Origin of the sequence: Nocardioides agri (assembly GCF_013778305.1) — a bacterium.
GTDB lineage: Bacteria > Actinomycetota > Actinomycetes > Propionibacteriales > Nocardioidaceae > Nocardioides > Nocardioides agri.
This window is the reverse complement of the sequence record NZ_JACEIC010000002.1, coordinates 2,455,303-2,472,766: the sequence shown is the minus strand read 5'-3', so window position 1 is coordinate 2,472,766 and position 17,464 is coordinate 2,455,303. Positions and strand designations below refer to the sequence as shown.

Here is a 17,464-nt window from a genome sequence, read left to right as displayed (position 1 = left end):
CGGCGGTGTCGCGTTCTGCCGACCAGCTTCGTCCGAGCTGTGGGCGCTTAGAACCGGACTAGTGACAATCACACGAGCATGCTCTGGCAGGTCAGCATTCCTCTGCTTGGCGCGCTCGAACTCTTCCCTGAACCAGTTTGTGCCCGCCATCACTGCCTCCCGCTCCCGACAGCACCTGCCGCCAACGTAGCCCATCTGAACATCAGATCGGCGGATTGACTGAAACATCTCTGCCCCTGGTCTAAACCCTCGCAACCATACCCTAGGTTGCACCCATTTTCGAACATTCATTCGATCCCGCCTCTAAGTTCGTGCCTACGACTAAGAGGGTTCCACCAGCCACCGACACCCCAACTCCACGACCCATCTACTGCGCATCGTGCTCGTCACGCGACTGGCTCCAGCCCGGCCGCGGCCTCTCGCCAGCCGAGGAAGGGTGGGTCTTCCTGCATGAGCGGATCGCTGCTCGAGTCGGTCTCTTGATTCCACTTTCGCGCGATTCGCATGTTGTAGACAGAGGCGGCGACTGCGAGGAGCAGGCTGTGACGGGCGATCCCGTCGACCTGGATCCAGCCGCGAGTGATGTTCTCGGTGTTGCGGTTCTTCATGTTGCCGAAGGCGCCTTCGACATGGGTCCGTCGGGCGAAGGACCGAATCCACGAGATGGAGCCCCAGTAGAGGACTTGACGGACCTTTGGGGTCACGGTCCCTGGCACGGTGACGGTGCGTTGCTTGCAGATTGTCGGCCGACCTGCTTCTGTCGGCGGGTTGCTGACGAGCGGGAGATTTGCCGGAAGGTGCATGCTGAGTTCCTTCAACGGGCATCGGCACTGGCCAGCGTCAGCCGGGCACTCATGCCGCTCGTCACCCTTTACGTTAGGTCCGGAGACCCTGCGCGTGGCATACACGCGCCTCTGTTCGATGCGATCGACGAACTCCCTCGTCTCGCGCTGTGCCTTGGACTCAACCTCCGGCCCGGTCGACTCAGTACCCGGCGGACGAGGGCGCTGAGCGTCGGGTGCGTCGAGGTCGGTTGCCGGTGGCGGTCCCGGTCTCGCGTCGTTGGGGCCCCACCGGGTACCCCGGAACAATTGACAGAAAGGCGCCCCGAGCCGGGACGCCTTTCTGTCGATCTGTCGTCTCCGAAACTGTCGAAGACTCATGGCGGTGGCGGAGGGATTTGAACCCTCGGTGGGCTTGCACCCACAAACGCTTTCGAGGCGTTCTCCTTAGGCCGCTCGGACACGCCACCGCCGAGGAATGTACCGGAGCGGCGGGGGTCGGAGGAAATCAGCGGCCCCTGACGTCACGGCCTCCAGGCGGGGTCGCGGCCGGTGGCGCCGGCGAGCCGGTCCAGGGCGGGCGCGCTGTCGGGGACGGGGACCGGTGGGCCGAACGGGCCCGCGCCCGCGTCCGGCGGCACGTCGAAGGAGGAGGCGAACCCGAGGCACGCGAGGACGGCGGCCTCGTCCGGGTCGTAGGGCAGGCCGGTGGCGCGGGCGAGGTCCCAGCCGTGCACCACCACCTCGTCGAGGGCGACCAGCGCGGCCACCTCGCCGGGCATCTCGACCGGCCCGGCCATCGTCATCCCGGCGTACGCCGCCGGGTCGGTCCACGCGACGGCCAGCTCGTCCAGCGCGGCGGGGATCTCCGCCCGCCAGGTGGGCGACAGCCGCGACCCGTCGAACGCGGCCTCGGTGCCTCCCTCGGGTGTCTGCTTGGTCGCGGCCCAGGTGAAGGCGAGGGCGAGGCCACCCAGGTGGTCGAGCAGGTCGGCGACGGTGAGGCCCGGGCACGGGGTCGGGTTGCCGAGCTGGTCCTCACCGATGCCGGTGACGACGGCCGCGACGGCACGGGTGGCGGGCGCGAAGTCCAGAGTCTCCATGCCAGCACCGACCGGCGGGGGGCGCCGCACTCATCGGTCGCGTCGACGTGACGACCCCGGGATCGGGCGTCACGGCTGCGTCACAGGCGCGGGACGGTGAGCACGGAGGGGTACGCCGCCGAGCTGTGGATCGTGAGCCCGGTGAGCATGCCCGGCAGGCTCGGCGCCGTCGGCAGGAGGTGTGGCACGTCGAAGGCCTGCACGGCGATCCGCAGCCGGTGGCCGGGGGCGATCGACGCGGCGGTCGGGAACACCTCCACGTCGACGGGCGCGACCTCTCCGCTGGCCAGCGGCTTCTGGGCCGCCTTGGTGAAGGGGTGGAACGGCTGGATCACCTGGCCGTCGAGGTAGCGGGTGCGCGACGTGTCGAGAGCGCGGTGGGAGAGGACCTGCCAGCCGCCGGTCAGCCGCGTCACGGTGCCGTCGGGGGCGACGTCGGAGACCGCGACCGACAGCATCCCGTCGCCGGTCGGGCTCGAGGTGTAGAGCCGCGCGTTGATCGGCCCCCGCAGGCGCAGCGCCTTCGTGAGCGGCGCCGTCTCGTAGACGATCCCGGTCCGGTCGTTGGCCGCGTTGTCGCTCCAGCACGGCAGGTCGGCGAGCGCCGTCCGCGGCAGCCCGGCCGTCCACTGGTTCGTGGAGCGGGTGCACAGGCCGGAGACCGGCACCGGCGGGACGTACGCCGTACCGTCGGCCGCCCGGCCCGCCGTCAGCACGCCGTGCCCGCCGCCCGCCGTCGCGGGCCCGGAGAGCCGGAAGGACGCCGCGCGCTGGCGGCCCATCCACTGCCGGCCGGTCGTCCACCTGCCACTGCCCTGCTCGTAGTAGGTGAGCGGCGGGATGTCACGGTCGAGGGTGGGGTCCGGGACGCCGCGCACGTAGCGGTCGAACCAGCGCAGCTGCAGCTCGGAGAGGCTGCCGTAGCCCGCCGTGCCGATCTCCGCGCCCGACGAGCCCTGGATGTGGTCCCAGGGGCCGATGATCATCTTGGTCGGGACGCCGCGCTTGCGCAGGTTCTCGAAGAGCAGCGGGGTGCCGCGCTGGAAGATGTCGAACTCGCCGCCGACCAGGAACGTCGGCACGGTGACCCGGTCGATCACCCGGCCCGGGGAGCGGTCGTCGTAGAACGGGCCGTCGTAGGCCGGCTCGTCGCCGAGCAGCGCCCTGAGCATCAGCGGCGCCGTGAACGTCGCGGCCGCGGTGAGGTGGCTGAAGAGCGCGCCGAGCCCGGACTGCGGGTCGGTCGCCGCGACCTGCGGCGGGATCACGCTGGTGCCGGTGACCAGCCCGAGCCAGAGCGGGATGAAGCCGACGTCAATCGCCCCGCCGGACGCCACCACGTCGCGGTAGACGTCGGCGGCCGGCACCTGCGGGAAGATCGCCTTGAGCCCCGCCGGCCGCTCGCCGGCGGCGAAGATCTGGCTGATGCCGAGGTACGACGGGCCACTCATGCCGACCCGGCCGTTGCTCCACGGCCGCTGCCGCGAGTGTGCCCACTCGACGACCTCGCCGGCGTCCTGGTCCTCCCGGCGGCTGAACGCCGCCCACTCGCCCTCGCTGCTGCCGGTGCCACGGGCGTCGACGGTGAGCTGGGCGTAGCCGCGCTGCACCAGGTAGCTGCCATCGCCGCCGGCGAGGCCGCCGAACCCACCGGTCGCCTTGTTGTAGGCCGTGATCGTCACGATCACGGGGAAGCGCTTGTCGACCGCCTGGCCGTCGGCGTTCGCCGGGAGCTCCAGGTCGCCGCGCAGGACCGTGCCGTCCGACATCGGGATCGCGAGGTCCTGCTGCACCACCGTCTGGGGGTAGGTCGGCGGGCGGGGCGCCCACGACGCCCGCGCGCCCCCATGCGCGGCGGACGTCGCCCCGTGCGCCGGCGTGCTGGACGCCAGCGCGGGCATCGGGCTGAGCATCGCCCCGGCAGCGAGGGTGGCCGCGAGGCGGGTCAGCGGCGGGTGTCGGCGCACGCCGGACCAACGAGAAGGTGTAACCAGGAGTTACGGCGGAACCCCCCGTCGGGCGCTAGCCCACCCAGGCGCGGCGGACGACCAGGCCGTCGTGCTCGAGGTTCATCCGGTCCGTGCGGTAGTCGAGGGTGATCGGCGCGCCCTCTGCGACCGCGCGCACCTGCCAGCCCGCGGCCTCGGCGTGCCGGACCGCGTCCAGGAGCGGCCGGCCCTCGAGCGAGTGCGCCAGCTGCTCCGCCGGCCCGGCGGGCTGGCCGCGGTGCGCGCCGAAGAAGTCGTCGAGCAGCGCGGCCGACTCGGCCGCCAGCACGCCGGAGACGACCTCGGGCCGGTGGTTGAGCCGGCGGTCGCGCACGACGTCCCACAGGCTGCCGACCGCGCCGGCCTTGTCGTCCCAGGCGCCGAAGACGACGCGGTCGACCCGGCTCAGCACCGCGGCCCCGGCGCACATCGTGCACGGCTCGAGGGTGACGACCAGCGTGTGCCCGTCCAGCCGCCAGCTGCCGCGCCGGGCCGCAGCGGCCCGGAGCGCCACCACCTCGGCGTGGCCGGTCGGGTCGCGCTCGGCCTCGCGGACGTTGCGGCCGGTCGCCACCACGACGCCCGCGGCGTCGAGGACGACCGCGCCGATCGGCACGTCACCGGTGGCGAGCGCCGCGCGCGCCTCGTCGAGGGCGGCGGCCATCGCCTCCGCCCACGGCGCCGTGGGCACACCGGTCGACTCGTCGAGCACGCGGCCAGCGTAGGGCGCTCAGCCGACGACCAGCACGTGCAGGGTGCGCGGGCCGTGGACGCCCTCGACGCGGCTGAGCTCGATGTCGCTGGTGGCCGACGGTCCGCTGATCCAGGTGAGCGGCCGGCCCTCGGTGGCACCCGGGGCGAGCAGGGGCAGCGCGTCGGGCACGTCCGGCACCACCTGGTCGGTGCGCACGATGCAGACGTGCAGGTCGGGCACGAGCGAGATCGCCCGCCGACCCTGGCCGGCCCCGTGGTCGAGCACGATCGTGCCGGTCTCGGCGATGCCGACCCGGGCCTCGGTGACGACCGCGTCGAACGTGTCGAGCTCAGCGGCCGTGAAGCCCCGGTCGCGCACGCCGCCGGGCACCTCGACCGACAGTCCGTCCGGGACGACGACCCGGGCGCCGCTCGGCAGCGCCGCTGCGACCCGGGCGGCGAGGTCGGACCCCGTGCAGCGCTCGACGGTCGCCTGGTAGTCCGCGACCCGCTCCGCGAAGAGGTCGACCAGGTCCGGGACGTCGGCGATCCGGGGCGCCACAGGCACGTCGTACCCGGACTCGACACCGGCGAGGGCCGCGCGCACGCGGCCGAGGATGTCGTCCCGCGCGCTCATCGGCGGCCTCCGTCGGTCCGCTTCCACCAGGCCCGGAAGGACTCGCGCGGCGCCGGGGGCAGGTCGCGGGCCGAGGTCCACTTCCTGGCGCCCACCCGCCCGGCGACCCGCAGGCCGAGGCCGGTGAAGCGCTCGCCGAACCGCAGCCTGCGGGCGTCGGAGAACGCGACTGCCGTGGCCTTCATCGCGAGCGCCTCGGCCTTGGGTACGCCGCCGCGGTGCGCGTCCACGACCTGCGCGCGGAGGTCGACGAGCACCGACGGGATGTCGATGCGCACCGGGCAGGCATCGAAGCAGGCGCCGCACAGGGAGGAGGCGTACGGCAGTGAGTCGACCTGGTCGTCGTGGCCCACCCCGCGCAGCAGGGGGTTGAGGATCGCGCCGATCGGGCCGGGGTAGACCGAGCCGTACGCGTGACCGCCGGTGCGCTCGTAGACCGGGCAGACGTTGAGGCAGGCCGAGCAGCGGATGCAGCGCAGCGCCTGGCGGCCGACCTCGTCGGCGAGGGCGTTGGTGCGACCGTTGTCGAGCAGCACGACGTGCACCTCCTGCGGGCCGTCGCCGGACGCGACGCCGTTCCACATCGAGGTGTAGGGGTTCATCCGCTCGCCGGTCGAGGAGCGCGGAAGCAGGCGCAGCAAGGGATCCAGGCCCTCCCAGGTCGGCACCACCTTCTCGATGCCGACCACGGAGACCAGCACCTCGGGCAGCGTCAGGCACATCCGGCCGTTGCCCTCGGACTCGACGACGACGAGGGTGCCGGTCTCCGCGACCGCGAAGTTGGCGCCGGAGACGCCGACCTTGGCGCGCAGGAACTTCTCCCGCAGGTGCGAGCGCGCGGCGGCGGCCAGGACGGCGGGCTCGTCGGTGAGGTCGGCCGGCGCCGGCCGGCCCGCGGCGGCCATCTTCGAGAGGAAGATGTCGCGGATCTCCGAGCGGTTGCGGTGGATCGCGGGCACCAGGATGTGCGAGGGGAGGTCGTCGCCGAGCTGCACGATCAGCTCGGCGAGGTCGGTCTCCCACGCGGCGATGCCCTCGGCCGCGAGGGCCTCGTTGAGGTTGATCTCCTGGGTCACCATCGACTTGACCTTGACGACCTCGTTGACGCCGTGGCGCGTGGCGATGGACGCGACGATCGCGTTGGCCTCGGCCGCGTCGTTGGCCCAGTGCACGGTGGCCCCGTTGGCGGTCAGCGTCCGCTCGAGGGTCTCCAGGTGGGTGGCCAGGTCGACCAGTGCCGACTCCTTCACCCCGGCGCCGGCGAGCCGCAGCGCCTCCCAGTCGGAGTTCGCGTTGACCTCGTCGACCAGCCGCTGCCGCTTGGCCCGGATCGTGCCGGTCGCGTGCGCGAGGTTGCGCCGCAGCTGCGCGTTGCCCAGGGCCTCGTGCGCCGCCTGCGGGAAGGCGGGCATGCCGACGAAGGTGCCGCTCATCCCCGACCACCCTCCGTTGCCGCCAGGATCTCGGCGAGGTGCACGGCGCGTACGCCGGAGCGCTGGCGCGTCAGCAGACCGCCGATGTGCGTCAGGCAGGAGTTGTCGCCGGCGGCGAGCACCTCGGCGCCGGTCTCGCGGACGTGCCGCGCCTTGTCGGAGCCCATCGCGACGGACGTGTCGGCGTTCTTGACCGCGAACGTCCCGCCGAACCCGCAGCACTGGTCGGCCGCGGGCAGCTCCAGCAGGGTCAGCCCGCGCACGTGCTCCAGCAGCTGCCGGGGCCGGTCGCCGACGCCGAGCATCCGCAGGCTGTGGCACGTCGGGTGGTAGGTGACGGTGTGCGGGTAGTAGGCGCCGACGTCGGTCACCCCGAGCACGTCGACGAGGAACTCGGAGAGCTCGTAGACCTTCGGCGACGTCGTCTCGACCGCGGCCGCCAGCGACGCGTCGCCCGAGCGCCGCGCGACGATCGAGTGCTGGTGCCGGGCGCAGCCGGCGCACGACCCGGAGGGCGTCACGACGGCGTCGTACCCCGCGAAGGCGTCGACGAAGTTCCGCACGACCGGCACCGCCTCGTCGAGGTAGCCGGTGTTGACCATCGGCTGCGCGCAGCAGGTCTGCGACTCGGGGAACTCCACGTCCACCCCGAGGCGGCGCAGCAGCGTCACGACGGCCTGGCCCGTGCCCGGGTAGAGCGCATCGTTGATGCACGTGACCATCAGGGCGACCCGCATGTCTCTCATCATCACCCCACGCGGGACGCGGCGGCGTCCCAGTCGAGCCCGCCCGTCGGCTCGTAGCGGCGTACGTCGTGGGTGCGGCGGATCAGCGCGCGCATGGCAGCCAGGTCCGGCAGGTCCGCACTCCCCTCGAGCTGGCGGAGCGCCCGGGCCTGCACGAGACCGTTGCCCAGCGCCGCCGCCTCGGCCGGCCCGGCGAGCACCGGCAGCTCGAGGGCGTCGGCGGTGAGCTGGCAGAGCAGCGCGTTCTGCGCGCCGCCGCCGACGACGTGCACCACGTCGAGGTCCCGGCCGGCGAGCGACGCGGCGAGCCGGACGTTGCGCCGGTAGGCGAGCGCCAGGCTGTCGAGGATCGTGCGGGTGATCGCGACCGGCGTGCGCGGGACCGGCTCGCCGGCCTCGCGGGCGAGGTCCTGGATCCGCGCCGGCATGTCGCCGGGCGCGAGCAGCTGGGGGTCGTTGATGTCGACGACGGAGCGCAGCGCCGGCGAGTCGGCGGCGCCTGCGAGGAGCGCGGGCAGCGTGACGTCGCGCAGCCGCCGGTCCGCCCAGGTGCGCAGGCACTCGGAGAGCACCCACAGGCCCATGACGTTCTTGAGGAAGCGGATGGTGCCGTCGACGCCGGTCTCGTTCGTGAAGTCGGCCTTGCGCGCCTCCGCGGTCAGGACCGGCGACCCGAGCTCCAGGCCGACCAGCGACCAGGTGCCGGAGGAGATGTAGGCGAAGGACTCCTCACCCGCGGGGACGCCGACGACCGCCGAGGCGGTGTCGTGGGAGCCGACCGAGATGACGGGTACGTCGTGCAGGCCGACGTACTCCGCCACCTCGGCGACCACCGGGCCCACCACAGCCCCGGGCTCCCGCACGGGCGGGAGGAGCGACAGCGGCAGGCCGGTGCGCTCGGCCAGCTCCTGGGACCACTCCCCCGTCCGGACGTCGTAGAGGCCGGTCGTCGAGGCGTTGGTGCGCTCGGCACCGACCTCGCCGGTCAGCCAGTAGGTCAGCAGGTCGGGCAGCAGCAGCATGCGCTCCGCCGCCTCGAGCGCGGGTGTGCCGAGCTCGGAGACCAGCTGGTAGATCGTGTTGAACGGCAGCTGCTGCAGGCCGGTGACGCCGTACAGCTCTGCGTCCGGCACGGCCTTGCGCACTCGAGCGGGCACGCCGTCGGTGCGGCTGTCCCGGTGGCTGCGCGGGTTCGCGACCAGCCGCCCGTCGCGGTCGATCAGCCCGTAGTCCACGGCCCACGAGTCGATGCCGATGCCGTGCAGGCGCCCGGTGCGAGCCACCTCGCGGATGCCGACGAGCACCTCGCGGTGGATGCCGAGCACGTCCCAGTAGAGGGAGCCCTGGACCGGCACCGCGCCGTTGCCGAACCGGTGCAGCTCCTCCAGGTGGAGGGTCCGCGCACCGACCCGGCACGCCATCACGCGACCGCTGGTCGCCCCGAGGTCGACCGCGGCGACGCGGACCGGCTCAGCCGAACGAGAGCTCATCGCAGGAAGGCCGCCGCCACGCCCGCGTCGACCGGGATGTGCAGGCCGGTCGTGTGGCTGAGCTCGGCGGAGCAGAGCACGAAGACCGCGTTGGCGATGTTCTCCGGCAGCACCTCGCGCTTGAGGATCGTGCGCTGCGCGTAGAACTTGCCGAGGTCCTTCTCCTTCACGCCGTAGACGGCGGCGCGGTTGGCGCCCCAGCCGCTGGAGAAGATGCCGGAGCCCTGCACGACGCCGTCGGGGTTGACGCCGTTGACCTTGATGCCGTGCTCGCCGAGCTCGGCGGCCAACAGCCGCACCTGGTGCGCCTGGTCGGCCTTGGCGGCGCCGTACGCGACGTTGTTGGGGCCGGCGAAGATCGAGTTCTTCGAGGAGATGTAGACGATGTCGCCGCCCAATCCCTGGTCGATCATCGCCCGCGCGGCGGCCTGCGCCACGAGGAAGGAGCCCTTGGCCATCACGTCGTGCTGGAGGTCCCAGTCGCGCTCGGTGGTCTCGAGCAGCGAGCGCGACAGCGAGAGGCCTGCGTTGTTGACCACGAGGTCGACGCCGCCGAAGGCGAGCACGGCCTCGTCGACCATCGCCTGCACGGCGGCCGCGTCGGAGACGTCGACCTGGACGCCGACCGCGACGTCGGTGGAGCCGATCTCGGCGGCGGCGGCCTGCGCCCTCTCCAGCGACAGGTCGGCGATCACCACGCAGGCACCCTCGGCGGCGAGCTTCTCGGCCGTGGCCCTGCCGATGCCGGACGCGGCCCCCGTCACGAGCGCGACGCGGGTGGCGAGAGGCTTCGGCTTCGGCATCCGCTGGAGCTTGGCCTCCTCGAGCGCCCAGTACTCGATGCGGAACTTCTCCGCCTCGTCGATCGGCGCGTACGTCGAGAGGCCCTCGGCCCCGCGCATCACGTTGATCGCGTTGATGTAGAACTCGCCGGCGACGCGGGCGGTCTGCTTGTTGGCGCCGTAGGAGAACATGCCGACGCCGGGCACCAGGATGATCAGCGGGTCGGCGCCGCGCATGGCGGGCGAGCCCTTCACCTTGTTGCGGTCGTAGTAGCCGGCGTAGTCGGCGCGGTAGGCCTCGTGCAGCTCGGCGACCCGGGCCTTGACCTTCTCCAGCGGGGCGTCGGCCGGCAGGTCGACGACCATCGGCTTGACCTTGGTGCGCAGGAAGTGGTCGGGGCAGGAGGTGCCGAGCTCGGCCAGGCGCGGGTGGTTGCGGCTGGCGAGGAAGTCGAGCACGATCCGGTCGTCGGTGAAGTGGCCGACCATCGGGCGGTCCGCGGAGGCGACGCCGCGGAGCGTCGGGGCGAGCTCGGCGGCCCGGGCCCGCCGCTTGGCGGGGCTCAGCGGCTCCCACTTCTTCACGCGGGCACCGAAGGGCAGCTTCTTCGAGTTCGCCCTGATGTACTTCTCGGCGGTCCGGATCATCCACAGCGAGTTCTTCTCGCACTTCTCGCTGGTCTCGCCCCAGGCGGTGATGCCGTGGCCGCCGAGGATGCAGCCGATCGCCTGCGGGTTCTGCTCCTTGATCGCCGCGATGTCGAGGCCGAGCTGGAAGCCCGGCCGGCGCCACGGCACCCACACCACCTTGTCGCCGAAGATCTTGGTCGTGAGCTCCTCGCCGTCGGCGGCGGTCGCGATCGCGATGCCGCTGTCGGGGTGCAGGTGGTCGACGTGCGCGGCGTCCACGAGGCCGTGCATCGCGGTGTCGATCGACGGCGCCGCACCGCCCTTGCCGTGCAGGCAGTAGTCGAACGCGGCGACCATCTCGTCCTCGCGGGCGACGCCCGGGTAGACGTCCACGAGCGCGCGCATCCGGTCGAGGCGGAGGACGGCGAGGCCGGACTCCTGCAGCGTGCCGAGGTCGCCGCCCGAGCCCTTGACCCAGAGGAGCTCGACCGGCTCGCCCGTGACCGGGTCCGTCTCCGTGCCCTTGGCGGAGGTGTTCCCGCCGGCGTAGTTGGTGTTCTTCGGGTCCGCGCCCAGTCGGTTGGACCGGGCGATCAGCTCTGCTGCCGTCGACGTCGGCGTACTCACGTTCAGCTCCATCCTGCCTGCGTCCCGCCCACGCGGTCCGCCTCGATCTGCTCCTGGTAGCCGCTCTCGAGGTAGGCCCGCATCGGATCGGCGGGCAGCCCCCGGCCCTCGCGCCATGCAGCGAGGTCGGCTCGGACGTCGGTGTAGAAGGCGTCCATGAAGATCTCGTTGGCCAGCAGGACGTCGCCGTCCTCCTGAGCCACGGTCAGCGCGTCGGTGTCGACGAGGAGTGCCCGCGCGGTCATCTCCTGCACGTTGAGCACCGAGCGGATCTGGCCGGGGATCTTCTTCTCGATGTTGTGGCACTGGTCGAGCATGTAGGCGACCTCGCTGTCCGGCCCGTACGCGCCGCCGCGGATGCACTCGAAGAGGATCCGGAAGAGCTGGAACGGGTCCGCCGCGCCCACGATCAGGTCGTCGTCGGCGTAGAAGCGGCTGTTGAAGTCGAACGAGCCGAGCTTCCCCAGCCGGATCAGCTGGGCGACGATGAACTCGATGTTGGTGCCGGGCGCGTGGTGGCCGGTGTCGAGGCACACCACGGCGCGCTCGCCGAGGGCGGCCACCTGCACGTACGACGTGCCCCAGTCCGGCACGTCGGTGTGGTAGAACGCCGGCTCGAAGAACTTGTACTCCAGCACCAGTCGCTGGTCCTCGGAGAGCCGGTCGTAGATCGTGCGCAGGCTCTCCGCCAGGCGGTCCTGGCGGCCGCGCATGTCGCCCTGACCGGGGTAGTTGGTGCCCTCGGCCAGCCAGATCTTCAGGTCCCGCGACCCGGTGGCGTGCATGACGTCGATGCACTCGAAGTGGTGGTCGATCGCCTTCTGGCGGATCTTCTCGTCCGTGTGCGTGAGGGCGCCGAGCTTGTAGTCGTCGTCCTGGAACGTGTTGGAGTTGATGGTGCCGAGCCGGATCCCGAGGTCCTCGGCGTAGCGCCGCAACGCGGCGTAGTCGTCGACCAGGTCCCACGGGATGTGCAGGGCCACCGACGGCGCGAGCCCGGTGAAGCGGTGCACGGTCGCGGCGTCGGCGACCTTCTCCTCGACGGTGCGCGGAGTGCCCGGCGTGCCGAAGACCTTGAACCGCGTGCCGGAGTTGCCGTAGGCCCACGAGGGGACCTCGATGGCCTGGCCCTCGAGCAGGGTGGCGATCTCGCTGAACGTCTTCATGTCACATCACTTCTGTTCGTCGTCTGCTGCGGAGAGCTGGTCCTCGAGGTGGAAGACCTCCTCGAGGAGGAGGAAGCCCTCGTCGGGGGCCTGGCCGTCGATGCCGGTGAAGAGCTCGGCCATCTCGGACTGCCACCGGGCGTTGACCTCGGTCCGGGCCATCGCGGCCTGCGCCTCCGCGATCGAGGACGGCGTCTCGACGTAGCCGATCAGCAGCCCGTCCGGGCGGAGGAAGAGCGAGTAGTTGTGCCACCCCGTGTCGTGGAGCGCCCGGAGCATCTCGGGCCAGACCGCGGCGTGGCGGGCCTTGTACTCCTCGATCCGGTCGGGCCGGACCTGGAGCTGGAAGCAGGCGCGCGGCATCTCCGCTCCTTTCCTGGCGGTGGCGGTGAGGGGTGCTGCCGGCCGGCCGTGGCCGGCCGGCAGCGGTGAGCTTCGACTCGTGCTGCGGCTCAGAAGTCGAAGTCGTCGATGTTGTCGGCGTTGAACACGTAGGGCTCACCGAGGAGCACGGTGGCGTCGGCGTCGACGGTGAACTCGCCGAGCTTGCCGGCCTCGAAGGTGTCGCCCTCCTCACCGCTGATGTCGCCGTCGACGAGCGCCTTGGCGGCGTACGCCGCGAGGTAGCCCAGGTCCTCCGGGTTCCACAGCGCGAACGCGGTGACGGTGCCGTCCTTGACGTACTCGCGCATCTGGTTCGGCGTGCCGAGGCCGGTCAGCGAGACCTTGCCCTTGAAGTCGGACGTCGACAGGTAGCGCGCCGCGGCGGCGATGCCGACGGTGGTCGGCGAGATGATGCCCTTGAGGTCCGGGTGGGACTGCAGGAGCGCCGCGGTCTTGTCGAACGACGTCTGGTCGTCGTCGTCGCCGTAGACGGTGTCGACGAGCTTGATGTCGGGGTGGTTCTCCTTGAGGTCCGCCTCCATCATCTCGATCCAGGCGTTCTGGTTGGTCGCGTTGGCCGCGGCCGACAGGATCGCGACCTCGCCGGCGTCGCCGATCTGCTCGGCGATCAAGTCCACCTGCGCCTTCGCGATGCCCTCGGCGGTCGCCTGGTTGATGAAGAGGTCGCGGCACTCCGGGTTGGTGTCGGAGTCGAAGGTGACGATCTTGGTGCCGGCGGAGCTGGCCTCGTCGAGCGCGTCGCAGATGGCCTCGGGGTCGTTGGCCGAGACGACGAGGGCGTTGACACCCTGCTGCGCGGCGGTGTTGATGAACTGCACCTGGGCGTCCGGGGACGCGGTGTCCGGGCCGACCTCCTCGAACGTGCCGCCGAACTCGTCGACCGCGGCCTTGCCACCCTTGCTGCTGGTGTCGAAGTAGGGGTTGCCGAGGTTCTTCGGCAGGAACGTGACGCTGGTGGCGTCGCCGCCACCACCGCTGCTGCCGCTGCTGTCGTCGCCGCTGTCGCTGTCGTCGCCGCCGCAGGCGGTCAGGGCCAGGCTGGCGACGAGCGTCACCGCAGCCAGGGCGGAGACCCGCCGGTTCCGGATCTTCATGGTGCTCACCTTTCGTTGGTGCAACTTGTTGTGGTGGTGCCTGGTGTCAGCCGCCGCCTGCAAGCGGGCTGGTCTGTCCCGAGACCCGTCAGGGCGTGGCGCCCGGACGGGGTGCTGGTGCTCGGCGGTGGGCGAGGAACGCCTGCGCCCAGCCGAGGAGGGTCGTCGCGATCACGGAGAACACGAGCAGCGCGCCGATCACGATGTTGATGACGTTGACGGTCTCGCCCTGCAGCCGCATCGCGCTGGAGATGACGCCGATGAGGACGACACCGGCGATCACGCCGTGCAGGGCGCCGCGCCCACCGAAGATCGAGACGCCGCCGAGCAGCACCGCCGCGATCACCTGGAGCTCCAGCCCGTTCGCGTTGTCGCCGCGGGCGCTGCCGAAGCGCAGCGTGAAGTAGAGGCCGGCGAACGCCGAGACCGCGCCGGAGAGCACGAACAGCAGCAGCTTGGTGCGCTCGACGTCGACGCCGCTGAAGTGCGCCGCCTCGTCGTTGAGCCCGATCTCGTAGACGCCGCGACCGAAGGCCGAGAAGTGCAGGAGCCAGACGAAGATCACCAGCAGGACGACGAAGGGGATCAGGATCGTCGGGTAGCTGGTCCCGTCCCCGAAGATCCGCTCCTTGGCGAGGTCGGTCCACTCCTCGGGGAAGTCGGTGATCGCCTTGGTGCCGAGGAGGCCCACGGCGATGCCGCGGTAGAGCGCGAGCGTCCCGATCGTGACGGCCAGCGACGGGAGGCCGACGTACGCGACGAGGAAGCCGTTGAACGCACCGCACACCGCTCCGATCGCGATCGCGAGGACCGCCGCGACCGGGATCGAGAGGCCCGCGTCCGCATGCAGGACGCCGATCAGCGCGCTGGACAGGCCCATCACGCTCGCCACCGACAGGTCGATCTCGCCGGTGATGATGATCATCGTCATCGGCAGCGCGATCAGCAGGATCGGGGCGATGTCGAGGAAGAGGTAGTACATCGTCAGCGGGCCGTCGAAGTTCGGCACGTTGGCGTTGGAGTAGAAGACCACGGCGACAACGGTCGCGATCACCGCGAACTCGCGGGTCAGCAGCGCACGGCGCCACAGCGGCTTGGAGTACGCCGGGTAGGTGCGGACCGCGCGGTCGGGACGGTCCAGGGTCGCGGTGCTCATCGAGCGTTCCTCATCTCTTCACGGGCGGCGACGAGGCGGCGCTCCTGACGGGCGGAGAAGAACCGGTCGAGCACGACGGCCGCGATGATCAGCGCGCCGACGACGGCCCGCTGCCAGAAGTCGGAGATGCCGACGACCGGGAGCGCACGGTTGATCGTGACCAGCAGGAAGGCGCCGATCGCGGCGCCCCATACGGTGCCGGAGCCGCCGAAGATCGCGACGCCGCCGATGACCGCGGCGCCGACCGCCTGGAGCTCCATGCCGAGGCCGGCGTTGGAGCTCACCGTGCCGTAGCGGGCGGTGTAGACGACGCCGGCCAGGCCGGCGAGCGCACCGCAGAGGACGAACGCACCGACGATCCGCTTGCTGACCGGGAGGCCGTAGAGCACGGCGGCGTCGGGGTCGGAGCCGATCGCGTAGAGCTCGCGTCCGCCACGGGCGGTGTAGAGGTAGTGGCCGACCGCGGCGAGCACGACCAGGCCGATGATGGTGAGCACCGGGATCGTGAGGATCGTCTTCGTGCCGAGCGCGAGGAAGTCCTTGGGCATGTCGCCGGCGTTGATCCGGTCGCTGCCGGCCCAGGTCAGGAAGATCCCGCGGTAGATGTAGAGCGTGCCGAGCGTGATGACGAGCGCGGGCACCCGGAAGATCGAGACCAGCAGGCCGTTGACGAGCCCGAGCGCGGCGCCGAAGAGCAGGCCGAGCACGAAGACGGCGACGATCGGGATGCCGGGGTGGTCGCTGAAGAGCTTGCCGGTGAAGTACGCCGTGAGGCCGAGCGTCGAGCCCACGGACAGGTCGACGTTGCGGGTGATGATCACGACCGTCTGGCCGACCGCGAGGATCAGCAGCAGGCAGGGCGTGAGCAGCAGGTCGCGCCAGCCGTCGTGGCTGAACAGGAAGCTCGGGCTCTTGATCGTGGTCAGCGCGACCACGAGCACGAAGACCGCGCCGACCGCGATCTCGCGCGAGCGCAGCAGCTCGCCGACGATCCGTTTGGTCGGCGAGACCGCGCTCGGCTCGACCAGGAGCGTGTCGCTCATGCCGTGACCTCCTGGGTCTCGGTGGGGTGCAGCTCACCGGTGTGGGTGACGTTGGCGGTGGCGGCGTGCATGACCGCCTCGGGGGTGGCCTCCTCGCGGGAGAGCTCCGCGGTGATCCGGCCCTCGCAGACGACCAGCACGCGGTCGGCCATGCCGAGCACCTCCGGCAGCTCGGAGGAGATCATCAGGATCGCCAGGCCCTGGCCGGCCAGGTCGGAGAGCAGCCGGTGCACCTCGGCCTTGGTGCCGACGTCGATGCCCCGGGTGGGCTCGTCGATGATGAGCAGCCGGGGCTCGGTGGCGAGCCACTTGGCGAGCACGACCTTCTGCTGGTTGCCGCCGCTCATCGTGGTGGCGTGCATGTCGAGCGCGCTGGTCTTGACCTCGAGCTTGGCGGCCCACGGGCCGGCGGCGCGGTTCTCGTCGCGGTTGGTGAGGACGCCGGCACGGGTGAGCCCGCGGCGGATCACCGCGGCCACGTTGCGGGCGACCGAGGCGTCGGTCACCAGGCCCTGCTTGCGGCGGTCCTCGGGGACGAACGCCATGCCGGCGCGGATCGCGGCCCGCGGCGAGCGAGCCGGTACCGGCCTGCCCGCGAGGCGCACCGCGCCCTCGTCGTACCTGTCGACGCCGAAGACGGCCCGGGCGATCTCGCTGCGGCCGGCGCCGACGAGTCCGGCGAGGCCGACGATCTCGCCGGCGCGCACCGAGAACGACACGTCGTGGAAGGTGCCCAGCGAGGAGAGGCCCTCGACCTCGAGCACCACGTCGCCGATCTCGGCGGGCGTCTTCGGGAAGAGCTCGGCGACCTCGCGGCCGACCATGCGCGACACGATCTGGTCGATCGAGGTGTCGGCGACGGCGTCGGTCGAGACGTAGTCACCGTCGCGCATCACGGTGACGGTGTCGCAGAGGTCGAAGACCTCGTCGAAGCGGTGGGAGATGAACACCAGCGCCCGACCCTCGTCGCGCAGGCTGCGGGCGACGGCGAACAGCCGCTCGACCTCGACGCCGGAGAGCGCCGCGGTGGGCTCGTCCATGATGAGGACGCTGGCGTCGAGGGAGATCGCCTTGGCGATCTCGATGATCTGCTGGTCGGCGATCGAGAGACCCTGCGCGGGGCGCCGCGGGTCGATGTGGACGCCGAGCCGGTCGAAGAGGCGCTCGGCCTCGGCGTACATCGCGGCCCGGTCGATGCGGCGGGCGCGGCCGAGCGGCTGGCGGCCCATGAAGATGTTCTCGGTGACCGAGAGGTCCGGGAAGAGCGTCGGCTCCTGGTAGATCACCGCGACGCCGGAGGCCTTGGACTCGGCGGTCGAGCCGAAGTCGACGTCCGCGCCGTGGAGGCGGAACACACCCGCGTCGCGGCGGTGCACGCCGGCCACGATCTTGACCAGCGTCGACTTGCCGGCGCCGTTCTCCCCGACCAGGGCGTGGATCGATCCGGGCGAGACCGTCAGGCTGCCGGAGCGCAGCGCGACGACTGAACCGAACGACTTCGCGACGTCGTGCAGCTCGAGGGCGACTCCCTCGGGTGCAGCCATACCGGAACTCCTTGATGCGGATTGAAAGGTTTCAACCTGACGACAGGGACGGTAGGTGACGGCTGTCACAGGAGTCAAGAGCTGGGCGGGAATCTCTTCGGGACGAATCGCGATCACCTGGTCGCGACTGGCCCTACGCTGTCCC

At 71.4% G+C, this 17,464-nt stretch carries 14 protein-coding genes, 1 tRNA gene and 1 pseudogene; all 16 read right to left on the bottom strand.

Features of this window, described 5'->3' with window-relative positions:
- Window positions 1-386 precede the first annotated feature (386 nt).
- A complete protein-coding gene (locus tag HZF07_RS16505; RefSeq protein ID WP_157343118.1) occupies window positions 387-803 on the bottom strand; it encodes a hypothetical protein in 417 nt (138 codons plus the stop codon).
- Between the two features lie 359 nt (window positions 804-1,162).
- Window positions 1,163-1,252: transfer RNA gene (locus HZF07_RS16500), tRNA-Ser, on the bottom strand.
- Window positions 1,253-1,306: 54 nt separating this feature from the next.
- Window positions 1,307-1,885 (bottom strand): TIGR03086 family metal-binding protein, encoded by a 579-nt coding sequence (locus HZF07_RS16495; RefSeq protein WP_157343116.1) that lies wholly within the window; start codon window positions 1,883-1,885, stop codon window positions 1,307-1,309.
- A gap of 80 nt (window positions 1,886-1,965) precedes the next feature.
- Window positions 1,966-3,852: a CocE/NonD family hydrolase gene (locus HZF07_RS16490; protein WP_157343114.1), complete on the bottom strand. Its 1,887-nt coding sequence runs from the start codon at window positions 3,850-3,852 to the stop codon at window positions 1,966-1,968.
- Window positions 3,853-4,108: 256 nt separating this feature from the next.
- A pseudogene (locus tag HZF07_RS16485) lies at window positions 4,109-4,537 on the bottom strand (nucleoside deaminase); the annotation flags it as partial.
- A 66-nt stretch (window positions 4,538-4,603) separates the two neighbouring features.
- Entirely contained in the window at window positions 4,604-5,203 is a 600-nt protein-coding gene (locus HZF07_RS16480; RefSeq protein WP_157343112.1) for a LutC/YkgG family protein, read from the bottom strand.
- On the bottom strand, window positions 5,200-6,636 hold the full coding sequence (locus tag HZF07_RS16475) for a LutB/LldF family L-lactate oxidation iron-sulfur protein (protein ID WP_157343110.1): 1,437 nt from the start codon (window positions 6,634-6,636) through the stop codon (window positions 5,200-5,202). The genes HZF07_RS16480 and HZF07_RS16475 overlap by 4 nt, the downstream gene beginning before the upstream one ends.
- Complete coding sequence (locus tag HZF07_RS16470) at window positions 6,633-7,373, bottom strand: (Fe-S)-binding protein (protein WP_157343108.1); 741 nt, start codon at window positions 7,371-7,373, stop codon at window positions 6,633-6,635. The genes HZF07_RS16475 and HZF07_RS16470 overlap by 4 nt, the downstream gene beginning before the upstream one ends.
- Before the next feature lie 11 nt (window positions 7,374-7,384).
- Window positions 7,385-8,872, bottom strand: coding sequence for a rhamnulokinase (locus HZF07_RS16465; protein WP_157343106.1), 1,488 nt, complete (start codon window positions 8,870-8,872; stop codon window positions 7,385-7,387).
- Window positions 8,869-10,911, bottom strand: a complete 2,043-nt coding sequence (locus tag HZF07_RS16460; RefSeq protein ID WP_309504799.1) for a bifunctional aldolase/short-chain dehydrogenase — start codon at window positions 10,909-10,911, stop codon at window positions 8,869-8,871. The genes HZF07_RS16465 and HZF07_RS16460 overlap by 4 nt, the downstream gene beginning before the upstream one ends.
- A gap of 2 nt (window positions 10,912-10,913) precedes the next feature.
- Window positions 10,914-12,077 (bottom strand): L-rhamnose isomerase, encoded by a 1,164-nt coding sequence (gene rhaI / locus HZF07_RS16455; RefSeq protein WP_157343102.1) that lies wholly within the window; start codon window positions 12,075-12,077, stop codon window positions 10,914-10,916.
- A gap of 6 nt (window positions 12,078-12,083) precedes the next feature.
- Window positions 12,084-12,440 (bottom strand): L-rhamnose mutarotase, encoded by a 357-nt coding sequence (locus tag HZF07_RS16450; RefSeq protein ID WP_157343101.1) that lies wholly within the window; start codon window positions 12,438-12,440, stop codon window positions 12,084-12,086.
- 89 nt (window positions 12,441-12,529) lie between these two features.
- Entirely contained in the window at window positions 12,530-13,576 is a 1,047-nt protein-coding gene (rhaS, locus tag HZF07_RS16445) for a rhamnose ABC transporter substrate-binding protein (protein ID WP_157343099.1), read from the bottom strand.
- An 88-nt stretch (window positions 13,577-13,664) separates the two neighbouring features.
- Window positions 13,665-14,732 (bottom strand): ABC transporter permease, encoded by a 1,068-nt coding sequence (locus HZF07_RS16440; RefSeq protein ID WP_157343097.1) that lies wholly within the window; start codon window positions 14,730-14,732, stop codon window positions 13,665-13,667.
- Window positions 14,729-15,775 (bottom strand): ABC transporter permease, encoded by a 1,047-nt coding sequence (locus HZF07_RS16435; protein ID WP_157343095.1) that lies wholly within the window; start codon window positions 15,773-15,775, stop codon window positions 14,729-14,731. The genes HZF07_RS16440 and HZF07_RS16435 overlap by 4 nt, the downstream gene beginning before the upstream one ends.
- Complete coding sequence (locus tag HZF07_RS16430) at window positions 15,772-17,319, bottom strand: sugar ABC transporter ATP-binding protein (protein WP_157343093.1); 1,548 nt, start codon at window positions 17,317-17,319, stop codon at window positions 15,772-15,774. The genes HZF07_RS16435 and HZF07_RS16430 overlap by 4 nt, the downstream gene beginning before the upstream one ends.
- Window positions 17,320-17,464: the final 145 nt, after the last annotated feature.

Excerpts from the sequence above, each read along its gene's own strand:
- HZF07_RS16495 (WP_157343116.1), bottom strand. The coding sequence starts at position 1,885 with ATGGAGACTCTGGACTTCGCGCCCGCCACCCGTGCCGTCGCGGCCGTC.
- HZF07_RS16470 (WP_157343108.1), bottom strand. The coding sequence starts at position 7,373 with ATGCGGGTCGCCCTGATGGTCACGTGCATCAACGATGCGCTCTACCCG.
- HZF07_RS16450 (WP_157343101.1), bottom strand. The coding sequence starts at position 12,440 with ATGCCGCGCGCCTGCTTCCAGCTCCAGGTCCGGCCCGACCGGATCGAG.
- HZF07_RS16430 (WP_157343093.1), bottom strand. The coding sequence starts at position 17,319 with ATGGCTGCACCCGAGGGAGTCGCCCTCGAGCTGCACGACGTCGCGAAG.
- HZF07_RS16505 (WP_157343118.1), bottom strand. The coding sequence starts at position 803 with ATGCACCTTCCGGCAAATCTCCCGCTCGTCAGCAACCCGCCGACAGAA.
- HZF07_RS16475 (WP_157343110.1), bottom strand. The coding sequence starts at position 6,636 with ATGAGCGGCACCTTCGTCGGCATGCCCGCCTTCCCGCAGGCGGCGCAC.
- HZF07_RS16440 (WP_157343097.1), bottom strand. The coding sequence starts at position 14,732 with ATGAGCACCGCGACCCTGGACCGTCCCGACCGCGCGGTCCGCACCTAC.
- rhaI (WP_157343102.1), bottom strand. The coding sequence starts at position 12,077 with ATGAAGACGTTCAGCGAGATCGCCACCCTGCTCGAGGGCCAGGCCATC.
- HZF07_RS16435 (WP_157343095.1), bottom strand. The coding sequence starts at position 15,775 with ATGAGCGACACGCTCCTGGTCGAGCCGAGCGCGGTCTCGCCGACCAAA.
- HZF07_RS16480 (WP_157343112.1), bottom strand. The coding sequence starts at position 5,203 with ATGAGCGCGCGGGACGACATCCTCGGCCGCGTGCGCGCGGCCCTCGCC.
- HZF07_RS16465 (WP_157343106.1), bottom strand. The coding sequence starts at position 8,872 with ATGAGCTCTCGTTCGGCTGAGCCGGTCCGCGTCGCCGCGGTCGACCTC.
- rhaS (WP_157343099.1), bottom strand. The coding sequence starts at position 13,576 with ATGAAGATCCGGAACCGGCGGGTCTCCGCCCTGGCTGCGGTGACGCTC.